Source organism: Polyangium fumosum (genome assembly GCF_005144585.1).
In the GTDB taxonomy this organism is placed as follows: Bacteria; Myxococcota_A; Polyangia; order Polyangiales; family Polyangiaceae; genus Polyangium; species Polyangium fumosum.
The window spans coordinates 93,064-116,401 of record NZ_SSMQ01000009.1 but is presented as its reverse complement, the minus strand read 5'-3'; the positions used below and the strand labels follow the sequence as shown (position 1 = coordinate 116,401).

The 23,338-nt window shown below is 68.3% G+C and carries 18 protein-coding genes; 7 read left to right on the top strand and 11 right to left on the bottom strand.

Features of this window, described 5'->3' with window-relative positions; genetic code table 11:
* Window positions 1–273 precede the first annotated feature (273 nt).
* Entirely contained in the window at window positions 274–723 is a 450-nt protein-coding gene (locus tag E8A74_RS11165) for a response regulator (RefSeq protein ID WP_136928944.1), read from the top strand.
* Here E8A74_RS11165 and E8A74_RS11160 read toward each other — a convergent pair.
* Complete coding sequence (locus E8A74_RS11160) at window positions 677–1,402, bottom strand: Crp/Fnr family transcriptional regulator (RefSeq protein WP_136928943.1); 726 nt, start codon at window positions 1,400–1,402, stop codon at window positions 677–679. The two genes, E8A74_RS11165 and E8A74_RS11160, sit on opposite strands and share 47 nt — an antisense overlap.
* A 351-nt stretch (window positions 1,403–1,753) precedes the next feature.
* On the opposite strand from E8A74_RS11160, the gene rpoN reads away from it, so the two are divergent.
* A complete protein-coding gene (gene rpoN / locus E8A74_RS11155) occupies window positions 1,754–3,289 on the top strand; it encodes an RNA polymerase factor sigma-54 (protein WP_136928942.1) in 1,536 nt (511 codons plus the stop codon).
* 32 nt (window positions 3,290–3,321) lie between these two features.
* Window positions 3,322–4,266: a hypothetical protein gene (locus tag E8A74_RS11150; RefSeq protein ID WP_136928941.1), complete on the top strand. Its 945-nt coding sequence runs from the start codon at window positions 3,322–3,324 to the stop codon at window positions 4,264–4,266.
* A 4-nt stretch (window positions 4,267–4,270) separates the two neighbouring features.
* On the opposite strand, the gene E8A74_RS11145 is transcribed toward E8A74_RS11150, so the two are convergent.
* The 5 genes from E8A74_RS11145 to E8A74_RS11130 form a co-directional block, all read right to left on the bottom strand.
* Window positions 4,271–4,843: a Uma2 family endonuclease gene (locus E8A74_RS11145; RefSeq protein WP_136928940.1), complete on the bottom strand. Its 573-nt coding sequence runs from the start codon at window positions 4,841–4,843 to the stop codon at window positions 4,271–4,273.
* 32 nt (window positions 4,844–4,875) lie between these two features.
* On the bottom strand, window positions 4,876–7,677 hold the full coding sequence (locus E8A74_RS11140; RefSeq protein ID WP_170229046.1) for a valine--tRNA ligase: 2,802 nt from the start codon (window positions 7,675–7,677) through the stop codon (window positions 4,876–4,878).
* 834 nt (window positions 7,678–8,511) lie between these two features.
* Window positions 8,512–9,882: a neprosin family prolyl endopeptidase gene (locus E8A74_RS11135; RefSeq protein ID WP_170229045.1), complete on the bottom strand. Its 1,371-nt coding sequence runs from the start codon at window positions 9,880–9,882 to the stop codon at window positions 8,512–8,514.
* A 71-nt stretch (window positions 9,883–9,953) separates the two neighbouring features.
* Complete coding sequence (locus E8A74_RS52125) at window positions 9,954–10,688, bottom strand: hypothetical protein (protein ID WP_170229044.1); 735 nt, start codon at window positions 10,686–10,688, stop codon at window positions 9,954–9,956.
* A gap of 194 nt (window positions 10,689–10,882) precedes the next feature.
* Entirely contained in the window at window positions 10,883–11,668 is a 786-nt protein-coding gene (locus tag E8A74_RS11130; protein ID WP_136928937.1) for a response regulator, read from the bottom strand.
* Window positions 11,669–11,938: 270 nt separating this feature from the next.
* On the opposite strand from E8A74_RS11130, the gene E8A74_RS11125 reads away from it, so the two are divergent.
* Entirely contained in the window at window positions 11,939–13,036 is a 1,098-nt protein-coding gene (locus E8A74_RS11125) for an RluA family pseudouridine synthase (protein ID WP_136928936.1), read from the top strand.
* Here E8A74_RS11125 and hrcA read toward each other — a convergent pair.
* On the bottom strand, window positions 13,028–14,077 hold the full coding sequence (gene hrcA / locus E8A74_RS11120; protein WP_136928935.1) for a heat-inducible transcriptional repressor HrcA: 1,050 nt from the start codon (window positions 14,075–14,077) through the stop codon (window positions 13,028–13,030). The genes E8A74_RS11125 and hrcA overlap by 9 nt on opposite strands.
* 300 nt (window positions 14,078–14,377) lie before the next feature.
* On the opposite strand from hrcA, the gene E8A74_RS11115 reads away from it, so the two are divergent.
* Complete coding sequence (locus tag E8A74_RS11115) at window positions 14,378–15,442, top strand: hypothetical protein (protein ID WP_232379498.1); 1,065 nt, start codon at window positions 14,378–14,380, stop codon at window positions 15,440–15,442.
* A 57-nt stretch (window positions 15,443–15,499) separates the two neighbouring features.
* On the opposite strand, the gene E8A74_RS11110 is transcribed toward E8A74_RS11115, so the two are convergent.
* From E8A74_RS11110 to E8A74_RS11095, 4 genes are all read right to left on the bottom strand, one after another.
* Window positions 15,500–15,955, bottom strand: a complete 456-nt coding sequence (locus E8A74_RS11110) for a Fur family transcriptional regulator (protein WP_232379510.1) — start codon at window positions 15,953–15,955, stop codon at window positions 15,500–15,502.
* 65 nt (window positions 15,956–16,020) lie between these two features.
* Entirely contained in the window at window positions 16,021–18,369 is a 2,349-nt protein-coding gene (locus E8A74_RS11105) for an HAD-IC family P-type ATPase (protein ID WP_136928933.1), read from the bottom strand.
* Window positions 18,370–18,378: 9 nt separating this feature from the next.
* Window positions 18,379–19,341, bottom strand: a complete 963-nt coding sequence (gene argF / locus E8A74_RS11100; RefSeq protein WP_136928932.1) for an ornithine carbamoyltransferase — start codon at window positions 19,339–19,341, stop codon at window positions 18,379–18,381.
* Window positions 19,338–20,591: an aspartate aminotransferase family protein gene (locus E8A74_RS11095; protein ID WP_136928931.1), complete on the bottom strand. Its 1,254-nt coding sequence runs from the start codon at window positions 20,589–20,591 to the stop codon at window positions 19,338–19,340. Before E8A74_RS11095 ends, argF begins: the two co-directional genes overlap by 4 nt.
* 130 nt (window positions 20,592–20,721) lie before the next feature.
* Between E8A74_RS11095 and grpE the strand changes: the two genes are divergently transcribed.
* On the top strand, window positions 20,722–21,327 hold the full coding sequence (grpE, locus tag E8A74_RS11090) for a nucleotide exchange factor GrpE (RefSeq protein ID WP_136928930.1): 606 nt from the start codon (window positions 20,722–20,724) through the stop codon (window positions 21,325–21,327).
* An 84-nt stretch (window positions 21,328–21,411) separates the two neighbouring features.
* A complete protein-coding gene (gene dnaK, locus E8A74_RS11085) occupies window positions 21,412–23,259 on the top strand; it encodes a molecular chaperone DnaK (RefSeq protein ID WP_136928929.1) in 1,848 nt (615 codons plus the stop codon).
* Window positions 23,260–23,338 lie beyond the last annotated feature (79 nt).

Here is a 23,338-nt window from a genome sequence, read left to right as displayed (position 1 = left end):
GCTCGTTGATGGGAAGAATCCGCGCACGACTTCGACGCTGCAATGTCCTCGGACGACGATTCCCCGTGTTTGGTCACCGATTTGCGCGCAAGGAGCCTCACGCAAGCCCCCTTCGGGCACAGATCGTAATCGTACGGAATGGGGCCAGGCAGCCGCGGGAGCGCTGTTTGAACCTGGGATCTTCGGGCGCGTCGACGAACGCTGGTAAGCTCAGAAACCAACTCGCCGACGCCGAACCGTGACGGCACGCGCGCTGCAAGGTGCCGCGGCGCCATGCTCAATGTACCGACGATCCTGCTCTTGGATGAAGAACAACTGATGCGTGAGGCCACCGCGCTCTTGCTCACGAATCGCGGCGCGAAGGTGACGAAGACGGCGACGCTCGACGAGGCGCTCGCAGAGCTCGGGCACCGGACGTACGACGTCGCGGTCATCGATCTCTCGAACTCTTCGCCGAAATGCGTGGAGATCCTCCAGCGGATGCGCTCGCACGGAAACGTGCCGCACCGGGTGATCGTCACGACGAGCCAGCCCTTGCCCCGGCACGAGTCCGCCGACCTCACGGACGTGATCGTCAAGCCCTATCCGTTCGAGCGGCTCCTCGACGCGGTCTTCGGCGCGCGTTCGTCGCGGCGGGCGGCTCCGCGCTCGGGCATCTTCCCGCTCGTGCGTCGCATCACTGCGTCTCGCCGTACCGCGCAAGCGCGCCGCGGTCGAGTATGACGATCCGGCGCCTGTCGAGCTCGATGAGCTTGGCACGGCGCAACTTGCCGAGCTCGAGCGTGACCGTCTCGCGCGTCGAGCCGATGAGGCTCGCGAGATCGGCGTGGGTGAAGGGCGCAGAGAGGGTGATGCCGCGGACGTGGGGTTCGCCCCAGCGGTCGAGCCCGTCGAGGAGGAGCTCGACGAGCCGCGCGCGCACGCTGCGCAAGAGGAGAGAGGCGAGCCGGTCTTCCGCGGCGCGTTGCCCTTCGAGCAGCGCCCGCGCCACCGCGGCTTGCAAGGTGGTGTCCGTGGTCGTGAGCCGGCGCACGAGAGCTGCCGGGATCACGAGGGCTTCGGCCTCGTCGGCGACGATGGCGTGCTCCGGAGCGACGTTGCCCGTGAGCGCGGCCTCTCCGACGAGGTCGCCCGGACCTCGATGACCGACCGGGAAGACGTGTCCGCTGCCGGCGCGCTCGAGCTTCACGCGGCCCTTGCCGAGGAGGAACAGGGCTTGGGCGGGCTCGCCTTGCTGGGCGAGGCGCTGGCGGCGGGCGAGGCGCTCGACCTTCCCCACGTCGAGCAAGGCGCGGCGTGTGGGCTCAGGCAGGCCGCGGAGGCCGGAGCGCTCGAGAATTTCGAGGGCGCGGGTGTTCGGTCTGGTTGTCGTGGTTTGTGCCTCGCCTTCCTGCAAACCCATGGTACCCCCCTGTCCGACAGCACAGCGCGTGAGCTGGGCTGCTCGTACAACACCATGGGTCGGCCCTCACGTCCATCCCTGACTGAGCGTTCCATCAGGATTTTCCCGAGTCGTGAGGGAGCTTCTCCAGCAATTGTGCTTCAGAACACCGTATGACAAGGCTTGTCGTGGTCCTGGGGATGCGCAATTTTTGAACCAGGAGTTGTCGACGAGTCAAAGCAAGACTCGGGCCGAGACCGGTTTCGGTGCTAGGGTGGGATGCGGTACCGGGCACGTTGTCGGCCCGAACCTCGCTCCCGACGCTGTCGGCGGCGTGGGACCTCAGGGTGTTCGACCAGGTAGGAGCTCTCGATGGGCATGGAGATGAAGCTCCAGTTCAAGCTGTCCCAGCAGTTGGTGATGACACCACAGCTGGTGCAGGCGATCCGGCTGCTACAGCTGTCGCGCCTTGAGCTGGTAGAGGAAATCCGCAAGGAGCTCGACGGCAACCCGTTGCTCGCCGACGACTCGGGTGACTCGGTGACCTCGAAGTCGAGGGACACGTCGGGGACGACGAACCGGGAGGCGCCGGAGCTCGACGGTCGGGGGAACCCGAACAACCTCGAGAGGCCAGGCTCGGAGCACTCCGACACCGACCTCGCGATGCGTGACACGGAGAAACGCGTCAAGGAGGTCGACTGGGAGCAGTTCCTCGAGAACCGGCAGCTCCAGCAGGCGATGCCCTCGCAGCGCGGGGGGTTCGAGGAGCTGCCGCCGATCGAGCAGAACCTGACCCGGAACCTGAGCCTGCAGGAGCACCTGCTCTTCCAGCTCCAGATGAGCGACTTCGTGGAGAACGAGTGTCGTTTCGCCGAGCTCATCATCGGCAACCTCGACGACCGCGGCTACCTCGACATGTCGGGCGGGGAGAACCCGGACGGGACGAAGCGGCCCGACCTGACGCTCGACGACCTCGCCAACGAGGCGGACCTCAACCCGGAGGACGCGCCGGAGGTGCTCGCCATGCTCCAGCGCTTCGACCCGGTGGGCGTCGCGGCGCGGGACCTCTCGGAATGCCTGCGCATCCAAGCAGAGGTGCTCGGCTACGACGCCGTCGAGATGGCCATCATCAAGGATCACCTCCACAACGTCGAACGGCGCAACTTTCCGGCGATCGCCAAGGCGCTGAAGATTCCGCTCGAAGAGGTCTACGAGGCGGTCCAGGAGATCCAGAAGCTCGAGAGCGTCCCGGCGCGAAACTTCGCCGAGGTGGACGACAAGACGATCGCCATCACGCCCGACGTCTACGTCATCAAGGACGGCGACCTGTGGGTCGTGACGGACAACGACAAGGGTTTGCAGCGGCTCTTCATCAACGAGGGCCTCGCGCAGCGGATGCTGAAGGACCCGAAGGCGAAGGAGTTCATCAGCGAGAAGCTCCGGTCCGCGCAGTGGCTGATCCGCGCCATCGAGCAGCGGCGGCGGACGATCATCAAGGTGACCGAGTGCATCGTCGAGAAGCAAAAGGACTTCCTCGAACGAGGCGTGGCCTACCTGAAGCCGATGATCCTTCGCGACGTGGCCGAGAGCGTGGGGATGCACGAGTCGACGATCTCGCGCGTGACGTCGAACAAGTACGTGCACACGCCGCAGGGGCTCTTCGAGCTGAAGTACTTCTTCAACTCGTCGATCCACCGCGTCGCGGACGAGGACATCGCCTCGGAGAGCGTGAAGCAGGCGATCAAGAAGATCATCGCGGCGGAGGACAAGTCGAACCCGCTGAGTGATCAGGCGATCGTGAAGATCCTCGAGGATCAGGACGGCATCCGCATCGCGCGGAGGACCGTCGCGAAGTACCGGGAGATGCTCGGGATTCTGTCGTCCTCGAAGCGCAAGAAGATGTTCTGAGCGCGCCCTCCTCGCCCTCCTCGCCCTCCTCCATGAGCGCCGAAAAACGCACCGCCGAGCTCCTCTTCGCGAGGTTTTTCCAGCCGTACTACCCGAAGGACGTCCGGTTCGACCTGACCAAGGCCCGAACCGAGGACGCAAACCCAGCCGGGAACGCGACGATCGTCGGGCAAATCGAGGCGATCGCCGAGACCTTCGCGCACCTCGCGCCGAAGGCCCTCGGCGCGCCGGACCTCGTGCTCGACTACTCGGACGCGTCGGTGCATCGGCTCGGCGCGAAGCTCTCGCGCGAGAAGCGGGATGCCTGGCTCGAGCCCCAGGCAAAAGGAGAACCACCGTTCCTCGTGCAGTTCGTGACGCACGGAGCGCTGTATGTGGGCGCGTGCGTCGTGAAGAACCACGGGGGCGTGTGGCAGGTGCGGCGGCCGCTGTGGGAGTCGCTCGTGCGGCTCACGTCACGCGCGGGCACGGGGGATCTCTCGATCTTCGGGTGGTGGCTGAAGGCGCTCTCCGACGATGAGATCGATCTCCCGCGGCTCGTCGATCGGTACCGAACGCACGTGGAGGTGCCGACGTTCGACGCGGAGGCGTTGCCCGTGATCGCGCCTCCGGATCGGCGCATGCCGAGGCTCGCGAAGGTGCGGTACGACCTGCTCTACAAGCACCTGCGCGCGCACCTGCCGGAGCTGCGCGACGTGGGCGAGGATTTCCCGTCGGCGGAGCGCTTCACGGAGCTCGGCTTCAAGTGGCTGGATTTCGTGTGGCTCGGCGGCGGGCGGATGCTGCTCCTGCACGGGCCGACGCCCGAGGGTGTGCACCTGTTCTGGCTCGACGCGAAGGGGTTCGTGAAGAGCGCGTTCTACCCGGCAGACGCGTTCCCGGCGCACGTGGTGGAGACGGACGGGGACAAACTACGGGTGATCGTGAGCATCCAGGGGCAGATGCAGGTGCACGAGATGCTCTGGTGGGGGGCGTGAAGCCTCAGTCGTCGAAGACGCCGCGGTAGATGTCGTCGAGCGAGAGCGTGACTCCGAGCGTTCGGAGCGCGAGGGGCTGCGAGAGCCGCACGTCGCGCAGCGTCCAGGTGTCGTCCTCGTTGCGCGTGTAGTGCGCGATGTGCCGCTCGTCCTGCGAGACGAGCAGGTACTCGCGGAGCGTGGGGATGCGCCGGTAGTGGTTGAACTTCTGCCGCCGGTCGTACTTCTCGGTGCTCGGCGAGAGGACTTCGGCGATCAGAAGGGGGTTCGTGAGCGTGGTCGAGCTCTCGGGGTCGAACTCGAGTTTGCCGCAGACGACGCTTACGTCGGGGTAGGTCGCGAGGCCGGTCTCCTGCACGCGGATGCGCATATCCGGGCTGAAGACGCGGCATCCGCGATCGCGGAGTGCTTGGCTGAGCGCGCTGCTCATCCCCGTCGTGAGCAGCGAATGCCGGGCCGTACTCCCCGCCATCGCGAATATCTCGCCGTCCACGTACTCGTGCTTGATCTCGCTCGCCTCGTCGTACGCCACGTACTCCGCGAACGTGTACTTCAGCTTGTGCGCCGGTTCGTTCATCCCAGGACCTCCGGAGACAAACCTTACCTCTTTCATCCGAGCTCCGCCGCCAAACTCTTCGCTTCCTCCAGCGCCACGCGCTTCTTCGTCAGCTCGTCGAGCTGACTCCGCGACTCCGCCACGACCTCGGGCGGCGCCTTCTCCGCGAAGCTCGGAAGCGAGAGCTTCTTCTCCAGCGCGGCGACGTCCTTCTCCGTCTTCTTGATCTCGCGCTCGATCCGCGCGGCTTCCTTCGCGCCCTCGACGAGGCCGCGCAGGTCGACGAGCACGTCGACGCCCGCCGCCACGCTCATCACCGCGCCCTTCGGCCGCGCCCCGCCGCGTGCCTCGATCCCCGGCTCCGCCGCGGTCTTCACGAGCGTCTTGATCGCGCGCGCCTCGGCCCGCAGCAGCGACAACGTCGCTTCCCCTTCCGCGCGGAGCAAGAGCGGCACCTCGGCGCCCGGGTGCACCTCGTGCTCGCTGCGGATCGTTCGCGCGGCCGAGATCACGGCCATCACGACGCCCATCTCGCGCTCGGCCTCCTCATCGCGCGGGGCCGTGCCCGACTCCGGATACGCGGCGAGCGCGATCGACTTCGGCGCGCCCGAAGGCCGCGGCAGACGCTGCCACAGCTCCTCCGTGATGTACGGGATGAACGGGTGCAGCGCGCGGATCGACGCCTCGATCACGTACGCGAGCACGTCCTTCGTCTCATCCTGCTCCGGCCCCGGAACCGCGCCCGCGCTCGGGTTCAGCACGGGCTTCGTGAGCTCCAGGTACCAGTCGCAGAGCTCGCCCCAGAAGAAGTGATAGAGCGCGAGCGCAGCCTCATCCAAGCGGAACTCGTCGAGCCCGCGCTTCGTGGTCTCGAGCGCCGCGCCGAGCCGCGAGAGGATCCAGCGGTTCGTCAGCGTCGTGGCCTTCGGCGGCTCGCGCCCGACACGCGCGCCTTCGAGGTACGGCAGCGAGTACCGCACCGCGTTCCAGATCTTGTTGCAGAAGTGCCGGTTGCCCTCGATCTTCTTCGGCGAGAGCGGGATGCGCCGCGCCTGCGGGGCGTACGTGCTCAGCGTGAAGCGGAGCGCGTCGGCGCCGTACGCGGAGAACCCCGTGCCCATCTGCGCGGCCGAGGGGTACGCCTTCTTGAACTTCTTCAGCGCCTCCTCGCGCGGCGCGCCGGGCAGCGTCTTCTCGACGACCGACTCGAACGTCGCGCCGTGCACGAGGTCGAGCGGGTCGATCACGTTGCCCTTCACCTTGGCCATCTTGTCGCCGGTCTCGTCGACGACCATCCCGTGCAGGAGGATGCGCTTGAACGGCGGCGCGCCCATGAAGTGGATGCCCATCATCATCATGCGGGCGACCCAGAAGAACAGGATGTCGTAGCCGGTCTCGAGATCACTCGCGGGGTAGAACTTGCGGAGCATGTCCGTTTCGTTCGGCCAGCCGAGCGTCGCGAAGGGCCAGAGGCCGCTCGAGAACCACGTGTCGAGCACGTCCTCGTCCTGGCGGAGTTTGTCGCTGCCGCACTTCTCACACGCAGCGGGATCCTCGCGCGTGACCATCAGGTGGCCACAAGTGTCGCAGTAGAACGCCGGGATCCGATGGCCCCACCAGAGCTGGCGCGAGATGCACCAGTCGAGGATGTTCGTCATCCAGTGCTCGTAGGTCTTCGTCCAGTCCTCGGGGATGATCTTCACGTGCCCGTGACGAACGGCGGCGAGCGCCGGGCCCGCGAGCGGCTTCATCTTCACGAACCACTGCGTGGAGATCATCGGCTCGACGATCGAGCCGTTCCGCTCGCTGCGCGGGAGGACGAGCTTGTGTTGCTCGGTCCCTCGCGTGAGTCCCTTGTCTTCGAGCGCCTTCTTCACCGCCTTGCGCGCGGCGAAGCGCTCCATGCCCGCGAACGGCCCCGCCTCTGCGTTGAGCGTGCCGTCCTTGTTCATGATCGAGATCATCTCGAGCCCGTGGCGCTTGCCCGTCTCGTGATCGTTGAAGTCGTGCGCGGGCGTGACCTTCACGGCGCCCGTGCCGAACTTCGGATCGACGAGGATCGCGTCGGTGATGATCGGGACCTGCCGATCGAGGAACGGGTGCTGCAGGCGCTTGCCGTGGAGGTGCTTGTACCGAGGATCGTCGGGGTGCACCGCGACGGCCGTGTCGCCGAGCATCGTCTCGGGGCGCGTCGTGGCCACGACGATCTCGCCTTCCTCTCCGGCCACGGGATAAGCGAACTTGAAGAGCTCGCCGTTCGCGTCCTCGTTCTCGACCTCGAGGTTCGAGAGCACGGTCTGCGCTTCGCAGTCCCAGTGCACGAGGCGCGTGCCGCGGTAGATGAGCTCTTGCTCGTAGAGGCGAACGAACGCTTCGCGCACGGCGCGCGACATGTCGGCGTCCATCGTGAACTTGCTGCGCGGCCAGTCGGGGCTCGCGCCGAGCTCGCGCTGCTGGAGCGCGATGCGGCCGCCGCTCTCGGCCTTCCACTGCCAGACGCGCTCGATGAACGCCGCGCGGCCGAGGTCGTGGCGGCTCTTGCCCTCGCGGCGGAGCTGACGCTCGACGACGGTCTGCGTGGCGATGCCCGCGTGATCGATGCCGGGCTGCCAGAGCGTGTTGAACCCGCGCATGCGATGCCAGCGGGTGAGGACGTCCTCGAGCGTGACGAAGAGCGCGTGCCCCATGTGGAGCGACCCCGTGACGTTCGGGGGCGGCATGGGCAGGACGTACACGGGTCGCGTATCCGCCGGATCGGGGTTGGCGGCGAAGACGTCGTGCTCGACCCAGTAGGCGTACCAGCGGGGTTCGACGTCCTTCGGCTCGTAAGCTTTTGCGAGTTCGGCAGTGCTCATCGGGGGCAGGCACATTGCCACACCGCGGCACGAGGGGAAGGGGTTCGGGGCGCAGCTCGGCTTGTCCGAGCGCAGCCCCGAGCGCTGCAACGGCTTGTCGGGGGCCGGTGGAGGCTTGTCAGACGAGTGCGGAGCTTGTCGGCGGCGGGGCGAGGGCGCCGGCGCCGGACAGGGAGGCTCGTCGGATGTCAAGGAGCGCGTGTCGAGGCAGGAATTTCGTCCCGTGTGACGAGGGCGTGGGCAGGTTGGTGAGGCGGCACGCGGTGGGGGAGGGGTGACAAGGCGGGAGGCGGGTTCGACGGGGATGGGGGCGCGTCGACAAGGGTGGAGGGGGCGGAGCGGTTCAGGGAGAGGCGCTGGGCGGGGGGAGGGGGGCGTCTGTTGGGGCCGAGGGCACACACAAACCGCTGCTGGGTTTGCAGGAAAGGCCCGGACCACATTCTTCGTCCTTCAGGCAGTGCCGGCAGCGTCCGCGGAAACAGACGAGATGCGTGCCATCCTTCTCGACGCACGCGTCGTTGTTGTCGCATGGCTGCATGTGCGGAGAGGACGACGCAGCCCCGATAGGCACGCACTGCCTCCGATCGCAGAGCGTGTCGGGAGGGCATTCGGGATCATCGTCGTCGCAAATCAAAAATGCTCTGCGGCGGCCTTTCCCCCACGCCTGCATGAATTTGTTGTATTCCTCCTCGTGCGCCTTTGCCTCCGCGGCTTCCTGCTTCCTTCGCTCGTGGCTGCGATGCCATCGGAATGCTGCGCCCACGAGGGCGTACACGATCACGAACAACGCGAAGATGACCGCTGCCCGACGTGCCAGATTGCGCTGTGTCTCGTTCATGGGCACTTGGGAGTGGGGCATTGGCAAGCGGGGTTGTATCCAGGTCCACCGAAATAGATCTGGCTGTCCCAAGGATCGTTGGCATCGAAACCAAAATTGGCGAGCACATCATAACATTCCGACCTCGTCGCCTTGACTTGATCATCCGCCGTGAAGAATTTCGTCCTGTCTCCGTTGGGATGCCACTGATACTGGAGATTGCGTATGTAGGCTGCGTTCCTTCTCCAGGTCCCGATCGTGGGGAACTTCCCGCTTCCCATGTCACTGTGGGTCATCTCTGGGGTCGTCGGGTCGTCGTTCGTCTCGCCGAAGAAATGAATGTCCGACGCTTCCGTGCCGAGCCCGTCCTGCGCGTATATCGACGCCGGATAGTACCCGACAAACTCGTCGTTCACCCGGACCCACCATCTCCCCTGGTGCAACTCGACGCGGAGGTACATGTCCACCTGCTCCCCCCCGAGGACGCTCGTGGGCGTGAGCATCACGCCCGGAGTCATCGTGCGCGAGACCTGGACCCACCCCGCCTGGTTCATGTTGTAACCTCCTTTGAAATCACCCGCCGTCGCGTAACCAGTGGTGGTGTAGAAGACGAAGAAACGCGTGGTGTAATCGCCGTTGATACTTCCGAGGACGTGCCACCCGGCTTCGACAGTCTCATGGGGTAAGGTCTTATGGTACAGCCGACCGATAGCAACTTGGGCCGTCGACTGCTCGTTGGGGACGATTGCAAACGGCGTCCAGACGTTGAAGTACCCCTCGCCCCCGTAGTACCCCGCTCCGGCCGGATCCTTCCTCAAATTGGCCCGCGCATGAAAGTGTCCGTGTCCGTCCACCGACGGGGGAGGCGCGTCCTCCAAATAGGAAGGCAACTCCCCCGCGCGTCCGTACCGCGATAAGAAGTCCGCCACCGTCCCCGGCGCATGGATCAGATCTGGATCGACCCAGAGGACCGGCACGGTCCCGGGCGGTCCCATCGCTTCCGGATCCTCCTCCAGCTCGCTGCGGACCGCGATCGGGTTGCAGTCTCCTCCGCTCGCGTCGTTCGGTGCATCAATCGGCGGCGGCGTTCCGATGTCCCCGCCCGGCACCTGCGAGTTGATGTCGATCCAGTCGTAGACGTGGCCCCACTTCGTGACCGTCGTCGCGACGATCCCCCGCTGCTGGCGCCGTGATTCGAGGTATTCGCGCACCTCCTGCGAGACGATCCGGTCTGCCGGATCGAGGGGCGCGGGTGACGCCTCCACGATCAAAGCAGGTTCGCCGTTGCTTTCGCCGAGGACGCAGACCTCTTCGTCGTCGGCAATCAGGCAGCCCGCGCCGAGGAGAGCAAAGACCCCAACAAGAGCATACCTTGCATTCGATTTCATGGATCCATCCTCCTCGTGGCGGGGGCTGCCACAGCATCCGGTTCTTCCACGGCGAGCCTCGACGGAAAACGTTATCCCTCCGTCCCGCCCTTCCCTTCCTCGCCGCCCTCCGCCCGCTTCGCCGCCTTCTTTCGCTTTGCGAGCCCCAGCCGAATCAAATGGTCCCGCCGCGTGATCACCGTCCGCGCCGTCTCCGACCAATCGTCGAACCAGGCACGTAATGCCACGAGGTCCGCCCGCCGCGCGTCGGCCGTCGAATCGATCTCCGCTTCGGCCGGCGCGCCGATGGCTTGCGCCATTTGCACGAGCTTTCGGACGCGCATTCGCTCGGCGCTCGTGATGCCTCGCTTCACCAGCGTCGTCAGCGCCGCATGGTCGGCATCGCGCGTCGTGATGCGCTCGGGCGCGCTCTCCAGGGCGTCGAGCCGATCGAGGAAGGTGCATACCGAGAGGACCGCGCCCGCGCCGACCTGGGCGGAGAGGCCCTCGAAGACGAACGCCGCCTGCTCCGGGTGCAGCCGTTCCAGCGCGGCGCGGCTCACGCGAAAGTTTGGCTCGTCCCACGCATCGAGCTCGACGATGGCCTTCTGTGCGTCCGTCGCGTCCGTCGGCGTGGCCCTCGGATCCCGATACCCCGAGACACGATGTAGGAGCTCCCAGCCCTGGGCGTGCTCCTCGGACGAATACCCCCGCCCGGCGAGGGCCGTGCGGATGACCGCGGACGTGCCCACGCCACGAAGGAAGGCGAGGACGCGGGCTGGGGTTTCTTCGAGGGTTTGACGGCTGAGGTGTTCGGCGTTGCTCATGCCGGGGATGGTAAAAGTCGCCCCGTCATGGAAGCAAGCAACGCTGGAAACACACGATGGACGGAGGCCGCACCACGAGCCTCCCTCGTAACCAGGAGTCACCCAAGGCACGCCCCCCGCCGTCCGTGGAACGGCAGGAGGGAAAGACTACGGGAGGATTGACGTCGGCCGTGGTTCGTGCTCGCGCACGGGGCCTACTTCGTCAGTCGCGCGATCTCTTCCTTGATGAGCGTCTCGGCGAGGACGGGGACGACCTCCCACACGACACGCTCGACGACCTCGCGCGAGAGCGCGAGCACGCCTTCGATCTGCACGGGCGTCAGGCCCATCTCTTCGAGGCGCGCGCTGAGCTGACCGCCGTTCACGGCGGCGGCGACGGCGGGTTTGGCCGAGACGTCCGTCTTCGCGAGCGCGGGCTCGGGCTTCGTGGCGGCGGCGGGCGCGCCCGGGAGGCCGGCGTTCACGCCGCCCGGGTTGTAGAGCATCGTCTTCGCGCGCTGGGGCGGCGCGGCGGCCGCTGCGGCGGGCACGGTCGCGGCAGGTTTGGCGGGGGCCGCGGGGACCGGGGTCGGCGCGGCGATCGGCGCGGCGGCCTTCGGGGCCTCGGCCGGCTTCGCGGGCGACGCCAGCATCTTCTTGACCTTGTCGATCATCGCCGTGCTGTCGTACGGCTTGTCGATGTGGTCGTCGGCCTGGGCCGACGAGCCCTTGGCCTGATCGTAGGGGTTTTGCTTGGACGACAGGATGAGGACCTGGGTCGCGGGCGAAGCCTGCTTGATCGCCTTGCAGAGGTCGTAACCGCTCTTGCCCTCGAGCGTGACGTCCGCGATCACGAGGGCAGGTTTTTCGGTTTTGAGCTTCTCCAGGGCCGCGTCGTGCCCATTGACCGCGACGCAGCGAAACTCGGGACCCGCAAACGTGATCTCGAGGACCTTGCGCATGGTCACGCTGTCGTCGACGGCGAGGATGGTGCTGGCCACGGAACGGTCTCCTCTGGGGTAAAGCGCCGCTAGGGCTGTCTTTCGCGCTATCTTCGGTCTCGCGCGCGCAGCGTGTCAACAAGCCGGATGATTTTCCGCCGCGGGCGCCCATGCGGCGTTCGATGTCGGGCACCCACGATCGAGCGTTGCTCCGAAGAGCGGGCCGAGCATAGCGCAGTCGAGGCCCGCGAGGAAAAATCGAGCGGCATATTCATGCACGGTACGTCATCGTGCGCGCACGGTTGGTCCGCATCCCCGCTGATTTCCTGCATGTCCCCACGTCTCCCGCCTCGTTCCCGCCCCCGCGCCGCCCCGCGTGGTTCCCCTCGTACGCCGCCGCCCGCCGGTCAGCCCGCGAGCACGCTCGGTTCGCCCGACGCGACCTGGGTCGTCCCGCCCGACCTCGGCGGTCGTCCGCTCGACGGCGTCGTCCGGACGCTCGCCGCGGTGTCCTGGTCCGACGCACGAAGGCTCATCGAGACCGGCAAGATCGCGATCGACGGGACACAGATCCTCGATCCGACGCGAAAGACGCGGGCCGGCGCGGAGATCACGCGGCACCCGCGCGCGCCTTCGCCGAAGGTCGCGCGCCTCGCGGAGATCGGCGAGGAGCTCGTGGTGCACATGGATCCGGCCCTCGTCGTGGTGCGAAAGCCCGCGGGGATCTCGACGATCCCGTTCGGCGACGAGTCGCCCGCGGAGCGCGAAAAGACGCTCGACGCGCTCGTGCGTGATCTGCTCGCGCGGCGCGACAAGATCCGCGGACGCGCGCCGCTCGGCGTGGTGCACAGGCTCGACAAGGCGACGAGCGGGCTGCTCGTCTTCACGCGGACGCTCGCGGCGAAGAAGCACCTCTCGCAGCAGTTCCGCGAGCACTCGGTGCGTCGCGTCTACCTGGCGATCGTGCACGGCGAGATCGGGAAGCGGACGTTTCGATCAAGGCTCATCGCGGATCGCGGCGATGGGCTGCGAGGATCCCTCGAAGAAGGCGAGCGCCGCGGCGCGGGGGTTCGGGGGCGCAGCTCGGCTCGTCCGAGCGAAGCCCCCGAGCGTCAAATCGGGCAGCTCGCCGTGACGCACGTCGAGCCGCTCGAACGGCTGCGCGGCGCGACGCTGGTCGCATGCCGGCTGGAGACGGGACGGACGCATCAGATCCGGATCCACCTCTCCGAGGCGGGACATCCGATCGTCGGGGAGAACGTGTACGTGCGTGGTTTTGCGGGCACGCGCATCGACGCACCGCGGCTCATGCTGCACGCGACGGAGCTCGGCTTCATCCACCCGCAGACGGGCGACGAGGTCTTTTTTGAAGAACCCGCACCCGAAGATTTTCAGAGCGTGCTCGAGCGGCTGCGCGCGTCAGGATGAGCCGCGCCTTCCGCCGAGCGCTTCGCTCATCGCGGTGGCCGTCGCATCCACGAGCGGCATGACCTTCGCGTAGTCCATGCGCGTCGGGCCGAGCACGCCGACCGTGCCGGCGACGCGCCCATGCTCGGTGTACGGCGCGACGACGAGGCTGAGATCCCCTTCGCCGAGCTCGCCGGCCTCGCTGCCGACGAACACCGTCACCGCGCCCGCGGCGATCACCTTGTCGAGGAGCGTCAGCAGATCCTCGCGTTCGGTGAGCGTGCGCAAGAGCTTCTTGAGACGCGATGCGTCGGTGTACTCGGGCAAGTCGATGAGCTTGCCTTGGCCCTCGATGACGACGTCGCCGCTGCGGCGGTTCACGTCAGCGGTGGCGCGGCTGCCGAGTTCGAAGGCGCGACGACGCAGGGCGTCGAGCGCGATGCGTTCGTCGGCGAGGCGGCGCGCGAAGAGGTCGCGCGCTTCGCCGAGCGAGCGGCCTTCGATGACGTCGGCGAGCAGGTTGTGGATGCGCGTGAGCTCCGGCTCGGCGGGGACCTCTTCGATCTGGATGAAGCGGTTCTCGACGGTGCCGTCGGAGAAGACGAGCACGGCGAGGAGCTGGCCGGGGCGCGTGGGGATGAAGCGGAGCTGCGAGAGCGCGCGGAGCTCGGTGCGAGGCGAGGCGATGACCGCGGCCGTGCCGGAGAGCTCGGACAGGTACCGCCCGGCCTCGCGCATCGGGTCTGTCGCGACCGCATAGATCTCGGCGAAACGTTTGCCGAGCTTGGCCTGCTCCTCGGGGCTGTAGGCGCGCGCCTGGACGAGCGTGTCGATGAAGAGGCGCAGCGCGCGATCCGTGGGGACACGGCCGGCGGAGGTATGCGGCTGCTTCAGGTACCCGGCCTCTTCGAGATCGGCGAGCACGTTACGAACGGAGGCTGCCGACAGATCGAGGCCATACTTACGCGCGAGCGTGCGACTTCCCACCGCCGCGCCTGTCGAGATGAACTCGGTGACGACGGCGAGCAGGATTTTGCGAGAGCGGTTCGTCAGGTCACTCATGATCGCATCCGTCCCTACGAGTCACCCGGGGCCGTCGTTTTCCTCCCCTGTGCTAGCTTGCTTCGCTTTTTGTAGGCCTGTTGGATGGGGGCGTCAAATCCGACCGACGAATCCCGGGCAAATTCTCCAGATGACTCCGAAGTGCCGGATTCGTGCCCTGTTTTTAGGGAGGGTGCCTTCCGGATCGTCCAAGAAACGTCTTCTCTCGCCTTCCTCCACCTTCAACGGAGCGCGCCCTGGATCCCGGCTTCCTGCAGGTTCCAGGACACGCTCGCCCGCTCTGTCGCTATGGTAATCCGCGTGCTGCGATCCCGTCGCAAGTCGTCCGCCCGACCGGCGGGCGCGTTCTTGGTCCTGCTCGTGCTCGCGCTCTCCTTCGCCGTGGCCGGCTGCCCTTGCGCCGGCACCGTGGTGAACGCGAACCCGCAGCTCCGCTGGTGGCTCTTCTCGAACTTCGGGGCGAGTCGGATCTGCCCGGAGATGCTCAAGCTCGGCGTGTCGTTGAAGACCGACTCGGCTTCGCCCGCGATCGGCCGCTTCTTCCCGATGACGTGCAACTACACCGTCGATGACGCGCGTCAGACCGTGGCGGTGAGCTTCTCGGGGACGGGCTACGGCTACATGAACCCAGCCAAGCGCGTCGGGTTCTCGGCGTCGACGACGATCGAGCTGCGGCCGGACTTCGCCATCGCCGACGAAGACATCTACGTGTGGGGGCGGCTGAACCGCATCATCTCGGGGCCGGACTTCCGCGTCGGGTACATCGAGAACGCGGCGTTCAACATCGCCTCGAACATCCCACCCTTCGGCACGCTGACGAACTTCTTCGGCAACCAGGTGATGACGGGCGAGCTCACGCGCGGCTTCACCGTCGTGGCGAACGAGGACCGCGGCAACGAGTTCGCGCTCGGGATCCTCACGCCGCCGAACAAGCCGATCAAGCCGTTCAAGGTGCAAGACGACGAGCGCTTCACGTTCGCGAACGAGACCGTCGACGTCCACGGCAACGCGCGCGACTTCCTCGGCCCCTTCGAGGTCGGCTCGGGGCAAGCGCTCTACCTGACGATGAGCGTGCAAGGGCCGACGCTCGACGTGATGATCGTCAGCAAGATGGTCGGGGATCCGTGGCGCGAGGGCTACCAGACGGGGCAGCCGCTCGGGGTCGCGCCGGGGCCGGTGCTCGGCGGCGCGCCGCTCGCGCCAGGGCCGGCGCAGACACGGAAGTTCAACCTCGCGCCGGGGCTCTACTACGTCGTGCTCGACAACACGCAGTACGCAGGCCTCGTGGCGCCGCCGGTGCAGGTGCTGAACCCGCTCTACGATCCGATCGCGCGCGTCAGCTACGTCGCGCAGGTCGGCGAGTAAAACCCCGCCGCGTTCTCGTCGAGGGCCCCTCTCCCGCAGAGGAGAGGGGCTCGCGCCTCAAGACACCTTCTTCTGACAGTCGGCGCAGGTGCCGTACATCTCGTGCTTGTGCGAGGTGACCTGGAAGCCGTACCGACGCGCGACCTCGTCCTGGAGCGTCTCGATGCGCGGCTCCTCGAACTCGACGATCGTGCCGCACGAGATGCAGATCAGGTGGTCGTGGTGCGCCTTCGCGTCGTCGGCGAGCTCGTAGCGGCTCAGGCCGTCGCCGAAGCGCCGCTCGGAGGCCACGCCGCACTCGGCGAGGAGCTTGAGCGTGCGATAGACGGTCGCGTAGCCGATGCCTTTGTCGTGCACGCGGACTTCGGTGAGCAGGTCTTCGATGGTCATGTGCGACGCACCCTCGAAGAACGTGTCGACGATGAGCCGCCGCTGCGCCGTCGAGCGCAGGCCCTTTTTGGCCATGTACGCCTGGAGTCGAGCCCGCAAGCGATCCACGGCGGCCCGGTCCAGGGTCACGGCTTCCTCCCTCACGCTCGCGACCATGGCGTCATTTATCCCGTCCAGGTTTCCGTGCGTCAAGGGTCGCTTGGGCCGTTTTCCCACGTGTGTCCTCGCGTCGGTCCAGACTCTCGCACGCGATCGAGCGCTCGCACGTGCAAAACCGCCATCGCCCCTCCGAGCAGGGAGGCAAGCGGCGCGTAGGCCGGCGGAAGCACGCCGAACGCCACCGCGATCGCCCCGACAAGCGCAGGTAGGACGGCAATCGCGAGCCCCACGCGTGCTTCGAGGCGCGCGCGGTGCGCGATGGCGAGCGCGAGCGCCGCGTCGCGTACGTCGTCCGAGGCCAGCGCGACGGAAAGATCACCCGGCGAGGAGCCAGCCGCGCCGAGCGCGACCGCGACGTCCGCCGCGCCAAGCGCCCCCTCGTCGACGCCCGGATGACCGAGGACCGCGACGGACATGCCCGCGTCGATGAGCCTGCGAACCTCGGCCCCACGTTCGTTCGGCAAGACCTCGGGGCGGATGTGGTCGACGTCGAGCGAGTGGCCGATGGCCTCGCACGTCTCCCGCGCGTCACCCGACATGATCACGGGTTCGATCTGCGCGTCGAGCAGGTGCTGCACCGCGGCACGCGCGCCGGGGCGCAGGCCGTCCTGCAAGCCGAGGATGCCGACGAGGCGCGCGCCGACCGCGACGAGGACGACCGTGCGGCCGAGGGCTTCGAGTTCGGCGATGCGTTGCTCGGCCGCGGCGATGGAGATGCGGTTCGCGAGGAGGAGCGCGCGGCTTCCGACGCAGAGGTCTTCGCCCGAGCTCGTGACGGCCGTGACGCCGAGGCCGGGGACATGATGCGCGTTGCGCACGCCGTCGGGGCGCACCGATCGGGTCACGGCAGCACGCACGATCGCCGTGGCGATCGGGTGCTCTTCGCCGCGCTCGGCGCCGGCCGCGAGCGAGAGGACGTCGAGCGGTTCGAGTTTGCCGCCCGGGGCTTCGAGCTCCGCGAGCTCGGGTTCGCCGAGGAGGAGCGTGCCGCGCGCGCAGAAGACGGCGACGTTGACGCGCGCCGCGCGGTCCCACGCGCCTTCGCTCTTGTAGGCGATGCCGCGGCGCTGCGCGTGCAAGATGCCGCGCGCGACGTGCACGCCGGCGACGCCCGCGATGAGCGTGGTCGCGAGCGCGGCGTGGGACGCGACCGCGGTCATCGCGATCTCGACATAGGTACGGCCGCCGGCGATGAAGGCCGAGAGCGCGCCGGTCACGAGCGCGGCGAGCGACCAGCGTTCGGCGAGCGCACGCGAGGCGCGCGCGATGGGCGCGAGGGCGTCGGCGCGGCGGCGTGGATCGATGAGGACACGCGCGAACGCGCGGTCGTTGCCGGCGAACGTGCAGGTGCCGCGGAGCCGGCCGCGCACGACCTTCGCGCCCGCGACGACAGGCTCGCCCGCGCGCCTGCGCACGGGCGTGGTCGCGCCGAGCCAGGGCAGGACGAAGACCTCACCCGAGACGACGACGAGATCGACGGGGACGACCTCGCCCGGCTCGACGAGGACCTGCTCGCCGGGGCAGAGGTCGAAGACTTTGTTCTTCGCGATCTCGCCGGGCGAGCCGTCGTCGGGCGCGCGCCTGCCAGGGACGGCGAGCGACTGCGCGACGAAGGCACGTTCGGCGAGAGAGGCGTGCCGCGCGCCTTCGAGCAGCCAGGCGCCGACGGCCGTCGCGGTGACGATGATGCCCGCAAGCGAAGCCGCCTCGGCGCCGAGCGAAGGAACAGCGCGGAGCGCGGCGCCGATGGCAAGGACGAGCGAGAGGATCGAGGGCGCGAGGATCGGCGCGGGGTGCGGATCGGAGGGCTCGCGTGGGGTCGTGGCTGCGCGTCCGACGAGCATGCCGGCGCCGACGGACGCGAGCACGATGCGGGCGCCGATGACGAGGGCCGCATCGCCGGCGAGGCCGAGCGCGACGGCGAGCGTGCCGGCGATCGTGGCGATGACGAGCAGGAGCGCGCCGATGTCGCGCGGCTCGGGCACATCGAGGCGGGACGGCTCCTCGGTGAGGATGGCGTGCGCGATGGGCTCGACGAGGGTCCGATCGTCGAAGGGAGCGGGCGGCTCGGGGAGCGCAGCGTCGCGCGACGCGGGTGCGTGAAAAGGGACGATGGGCGCGTCGAGGCTGCTGCGCGAGGGCTCGGGCTCGGCGCCGGATCGGCGGGGCGCGAAGAGGGAGAGCGGGACCCGCGCGGGGCGCGTGGTCTCGGCTTCGCCGGGGGGCTCACCGAGGAAACACGCGCGGCAGGCGTGACGATCGCAGAAGAAGTGAAACTTGCTGTCGAAGATCGCGACGTGACCGGCGCGCAGCGGATCGAGCAGCTTGCCGCACCCCGAGCACGGCACGGGATCGGCAACGGGTCCGAGTGCTCGCAACGCCGAGCCTCAGCCTGCCGCGCCGCCGCGGCCGACAGCGAACGGCGGCGGGCCGAAGCCGGGCCCGAGCGCGGCCCATTCGAGCAGCGCCTTGCTCGTGTGCAGCCGCGACTCGACGGCGTCCCACACGAAGCTCCGCGGGCCTTCGAGCACGTCGGCGTCGATCTCCTCGCCGCGATGCGCGGGCAGGCAGTGCAGCACCACGACCTCGCGCGAGGCGAGCGAGACGAGCTCCTGCGTGATCCGATACGGCGAAAGCGCGCTGATGCGGTAGTCGCGCTCGGCCTCCTGCCCCATGCTGACCCACACGTCCGTGAGCAGGACGTCGGCATCCTTCGCGGCCTCGCGCGCGTCGGTCGTGACGGTGATGCGAGCGCCGCGGGCGCGCGCCTCGTCGACCTCGGGCAAGGGCGGAGCGAAGGCGGGCGGCGTGGCGAGCGTCATGTCGAGCTTGAGCAAGCCCGCGGCCTCGATCCACGAGCGGGCCACGTTGCTCGCGTCGCCGACCCAGCAGATGCGCAGGCCGTCGAGCCGACCGCGTGCTTCGCGCGTCGTGTGCAGATCGGCGAGGACCTGCATCGGGTGCGCGTCGTCGGTGAGCGCGTTCAGCACGGGCGCGCGGCAAGCGCGGGCCATGGCCTCGAAGCGCGCCGTGGTGTTCGTGCGGTACGTGACGGCAGAGACCATACGACCGAGCACGCGCGCGGTGTCCTCGGTGGGCTCGCCGCGGCTCATCTGGGTGGAGTCGGGCGTGACGATGATCGGGTGGCCGCCGAGCTCGACGGTCGCGACTTCGAGCGAGAGCCGCGTGCGGGTCGAGGGCTTGTCGAAGAGGAGAGCGATGGCGTGGCCGGCGAGCGGCCGCGGGTGGTCGGCCTTGCCTCGCACGCGGGCATAAAAGGCCGAGCGATCCAGGATGTCGACGATGCCGCCGTCCCCGAGGTCTGCAAGTCGCAACAGATCACGCTTCACGGCTTCATCTCCAGGAGCGCACGGCTCGTGATGGTGAGGGCTTCGTCGATCTCGGCCTCGCGCACGACGAGCGGAGGCGTATAGCGGAGCGTGCTCGCGCCGGCGACCGTGAGGAGCAGGCCCTGGGCGCGGGCGCGGCCGAGGACGGCGCGCGTGTCGACGCCTTGCGCGAGCGTGAGGCCTTGCAAGAGGCCGCGGCCGCGTTGTCCGACGCAGAGCGTGGGGTGCTCCTTCACGAGCGCCGCGAGGCCCTCGGCGAGGCGCTGGCCCTTCGTGACGGCGCCTTCGATGAGCTTCTCCTCGTCGAGGACGGCGAGCACGGTGCGCGCGGCCCGCGACGCGAGCGGGTTTCCGCCGAACGTCGAGCCGTGCGTGCCCGGTGAAAGCACGCCGTTCAGGCGCTCTTTGATGAGGAGCGCGCCGATTGGGAACCCGCCGCCGAGGCCCTTGGCGAGCGCGACCGCGTCGCCCTCGACGCCGTCGTGTTGCGCGCCGAGGAAGGCGCCCGTGCGGCCGACGCCGGTCTGCACTTCGTCGAGGCAGAGCAGCGCGCCGTGCTCGTCGCAGAGGCTGCGCAGGCCGGGGAGGAAGCCTTTCGGGGGCGGGATCACGCCGCCTTCGCCCTGCACGGGCTCGACGAAGAGCGCCGCGACGTCCGGGCCCATGGCGGCCTTCACGGCGTCGAGATCCCCGTAGGGCACGTGCGTCACGCCGGTGAGCGGCGGGCCGAACCCTTCGCGGTATTTCGGCGTCCCGGTGAGCGCGACGGCGCCCATCGTGCGGCCGTGGAAGGCGTTGTCGAAGGCGATGATGCGGTAGCGATCGGGCTCGCCTTTCGTGAAGAACCAACGACGCGCGAGCTTGAGCATCGCCTCGTTCGCCTCGGCGCCCGAGTTGCAGAAGAAGGCGCGGTCCATGCCGCTCCTCTTGCAAAGCTCGTCGGCGAGGCGCGCGTTCTCGGCGTTGTAGAAGTAGTTCGAGACGTGCATCAGCCGCGCGGCCTGCTCGGCGATCGCGGCGACGAGGCGCGGGTGCGCGTGGCCGAGCGAGCAGACCGCGACGCCGGCGCAGAAGTCGAGGTAACGGCGCCCCTCGGTGTCCCAGACCTCGGAGCCCTTGCCTCGATCGAGGACGAACGGGGCCTGGCGGTAATTGCCCACGAGCCTGCGCTCGGCGAGGGGAAGGAGGTCTTCGGGTTCGAGCAGCTCGGCGATGGGGCTCTCGGCTCCGTAGGCGGGGGCGAGGGTCATGCGAGGCGATCTACGCCGGTCGCCCCGCCGGGGCAAATGCCACGCGCCCTCGCGGCGTGGCTCGCTCGGGTCGCCAGGTGGGGGGCGCCCGTTGCCAGTCGATCTTTGGAGGTTATAGTGGCCCGCACCCATGTCCGAAGCCGAGTCCACGACGAAGTCTGCCCAGGATCCGAACGGTCAAAACGGCGAAGCGACGAACGGCGAGCAGCCGTCGGCCGCGGCGGAGCCCTCGGCTCCTCCGACGCCCACGGTGGAGCAGCGCCTCGCGGACGCCCTGGCCGAGGCCGCACGGACGCGTGATCAGCTCCTGCGCACCGCGGCCGATTTCGACAACTTCCGCAAGCGCTCGCGGCGTGAGGTCGACGACGCCCAGCGGCGTGGCCGGGAGACCACGGTGAAGGAGCTCCTGCCCGTCTTCGACAATTTCGAGCGCGCGCTCGTGCACGCCGAGGGCTCCGCCGACGGGAAAGCCGTGGCCGAGGGCCTGCGGATGGTGCTGAAGCAGTTCGTCGACACGCTGGAGAAGATGGGGATCCATCGCGTCGTCGCGGTCGGCCAGCCCTTCGATCCCGCGCAACACGAGGCCATCCAGCACCTCGAATCGCCCGAGCATCCGGCCGGCGTGGTCCTGTACGAGGTGCAGCCCGGCTATCGCATGGGGGACTACCTCGTCCGTCCGGCGATGGTCGTCGTTTCGAAGGGCCCGCCCGGCGGCGGCGCGACCGCGGCGAGCTGATTTCCCTCGAACGCCACGCAAAACCCGGTCCTCGGTCCACCGAGGACCATCGTTCGCCGCGTCTTTGATATCCTCGCCCTCGCCATGGGAAGGATCGTCGGCATCGACCTCGGGACCACCAACTCATGCGTGGCCGTTGTCGACGTGGCGTCGGCTTCGTCGGCGAACGACGTCAAGGTGATCCCCAACGCCGAGGGGGCGCGGACGACGCCCTCGGTCGTCGCGATCGTCGCGAGCGGCGAACGGCTCGTCGGGCAGGTGGCCCGAAGGCAAGCCGTGACGAACCCGCAGAGCACGGTCTACGCGGTCAAACGCCTGATGGGGCGCAAGCTCGACACGCCCGACGTCGAGCGAGCCATCTCGCTCGTGCCGTACCCGATCGTGCGCGCGCCGAACGGCGACGCGTGGGTCGATCTGCGCGGCAAGGCGCACTCGCCGCCCGAGGTCAGCGCGATGATCCTCGCGCAGATGAAGGAGACCGCCGAGCGCTTCCTCGGCGAGCCGGTCACCGAGGCGGTGATCACGGTCCCCGCGTACTTCGACGACGCGCAGCGGCAGGCGACGAAAGACGCGGGCAAGATCGCGGGCCTCGAAGTGCGCCGCATCATCAACGAGCCCACGGCGGCGGCGCTCGCGTACGGGCTCGACAAGAAGGCCACGGGCGCCGAGACGATCGCGGTCTACGACCTCGGCGGCGGCACGTTCGACATCTCGGTCCTCGAAATCAGCGGCGGCGTCTTCAACGTGAAGGCGACGGGCGGCGACACGCACCTCGGCGGCGAGGACTTCGACGGGCGGCTGATGGACATGCTCGTCGGCGAGTTCCAGCTCGAATTCGGCGTGGATCTGCGCACGGACCGGATGGCGATGCAGCGCTTGAAGGAGGCCGCCGAGAAGGCCAAGCACGAGCTCAGCTCCTCGCTCGAGACGCAGCTCAACCTGCCCTTCATCGCGGTCGGGCCGGACGGCGCGCCGCTGCACCTCGAACGATCGATGCAGCGCAACGAGCTCGAGATGCTCACGCAGGACCTCGTGGAGCGCACGATCGAGGTCTCACGCGACGTCTTGCGGGACGCGCAGATCGCGCCGAGCGGGATCCAGACCGTGGTGCTCGTCGGGGGCATGACGCGGATGCCGGCGGTGCAGGCGGCCGTGAAGGAGCTCTTCGGCAAGGATCCGTGCAAGGGCGTGAACCCGGACGAGGTCGTGGCCGTGGGCGCGGCGCTCCAGGCGGCCGCGCTTTCGGGGCAGGCGGACGAGATCCTCCTGCTCGACGTCACGCCGCTCTCGCTCGGCGTGGAGACGGGCGGCGGCATCATGACCCGGCTCATCCCGCGCAACACCACGATCCCCACCGCGCGCGGCGAGATCTTCACGACGAGCCTCGATCGGCAGACATTCGTGCCCATCCACGTCTTGCAGGGCGAGCGCGAGATGGCCGCCGACAACCAGAGCCTCGCGCGCTTCGAGCTCTCGGGCATCCCACCCGCGCCGCGCGGCGTGCCGAAGATCCAGGTCGTCTTCCACATCGACGAGGATGGGATCGTCCACGTCGAGGCCACGGATCTCGGCACGAAGCGCGCGCAGAAGGTGCGCGTCACGCCGACGAGTGGGCTCGCGCCGTCGGAGGTCGAGCGGCTCATCGGCGAGGCCGAAAAATTCCGCGAGGAAGATACGAAGCGGCGTGATCGGGCCGAGCTCAAGAACCAGTCCGAGACGCTGCTCTACACGACCGAGCAGGCCCTCGAGGCGTACGCCGAGCTCGTCGACGAGGCCACGCTCTCCGGCGTGCGCGAGGGCTGCGTGATCCTGCGCAAGCTGCTCGACGAGGATGCGTCGAGCAGCGATCTGCGGGGCGCGTACGGCAGGCTCGAAGCCGCCGCCTACCTCCTCTCCGAGGCGATCTACGGCGGCAGCGCCGGCACCGCGTGAGCGCGGATTTCGGCTTGGTTTGGGGTCCCCGGACACGAGCGAGGTGGTAGGATTCGTTCCCGCCGCGGGCATGCTCGGG

Excerpts from the sequence above, each read along its gene's own strand:
- E8A74_RS11165 (WP_136928944.1), top strand. The coding sequence starts at position 274 with ATGCTCAATGTACCGACGATCCTGCTCTTGGATGAAGAACAACTGATG.
- E8A74_RS11160 (WP_136928943.1), bottom strand. The coding sequence starts at position 1,402 with ATGGGTTTGCAGGAAGGCGAGGCACAAACCACGACAACCAGACCGAAC.
- rpoN (WP_136928942.1), top strand. The coding sequence starts at position 1,754 with ATGGGCATGGAGATGAAGCTCCAGTTCAAGCTGTCCCAGCAGTTGGTG.
- E8A74_RS11150 (WP_136928941.1), top strand. The coding sequence starts at position 3,322 with ATGAGCGCCGAAAAACGCACCGCCGAGCTCCTCTTCGCGAGGTTTTTC.
- E8A74_RS11145 (WP_136928940.1), bottom strand. The coding sequence starts at position 4,843 with ATGAACGAACCGGCGCACAAGCTGAAGTACACGTTCGCGGAGTACGTG.
- E8A74_RS11140 (WP_170229046.1), bottom strand. The coding sequence starts at position 7,677 with ATGAGCACTGCCGAACTCGCAAAAGCTTACGAGCCGAAGGACGTCGAA.
- E8A74_RS11135 (WP_170229045.1), bottom strand. The coding sequence starts at position 9,882 with ATGAAATCGAATGCAAGGTATGCTCTTGTTGGGGTCTTTGCTCTCCTC.
- E8A74_RS52125 (WP_170229044.1), bottom strand. The coding sequence starts at position 10,688 with ATGAGCAACGCCGAACACCTCAGCCGTCAAACCCTCGAAGAAACCCCA.
- E8A74_RS11125 (WP_136928936.1), top strand. The coding sequence starts at position 11,939 with ATGTCCCCACGTCTCCCGCCTCGTTCCCGCCCCCGCGCCGCCCCGCGT.
- hrcA (WP_136928935.1), bottom strand. The coding sequence starts at position 14,077 with ATGAGTGACCTGACGAACCGCTCTCGCAAAATCCTGCTCGCCGTCGTC.
- E8A74_RS11095 (WP_136928931.1), bottom strand. The coding sequence starts at position 20,591 with ATGACCCTCGCCCCCGCCTACGGAGCCGAGAGCCCCATCGCCGAGCTG.
- grpE (WP_136928930.1), top strand. The coding sequence starts at position 20,722 with ATGTCCGAAGCCGAGTCCACGACGAAGTCTGCCCAGGATCCGAACGGT.
- dnaK (WP_136928929.1), top strand. The coding sequence starts at position 21,412 with ATGGGAAGGATCGTCGGCATCGACCTCGGGACCACCAACTCATGCGTG.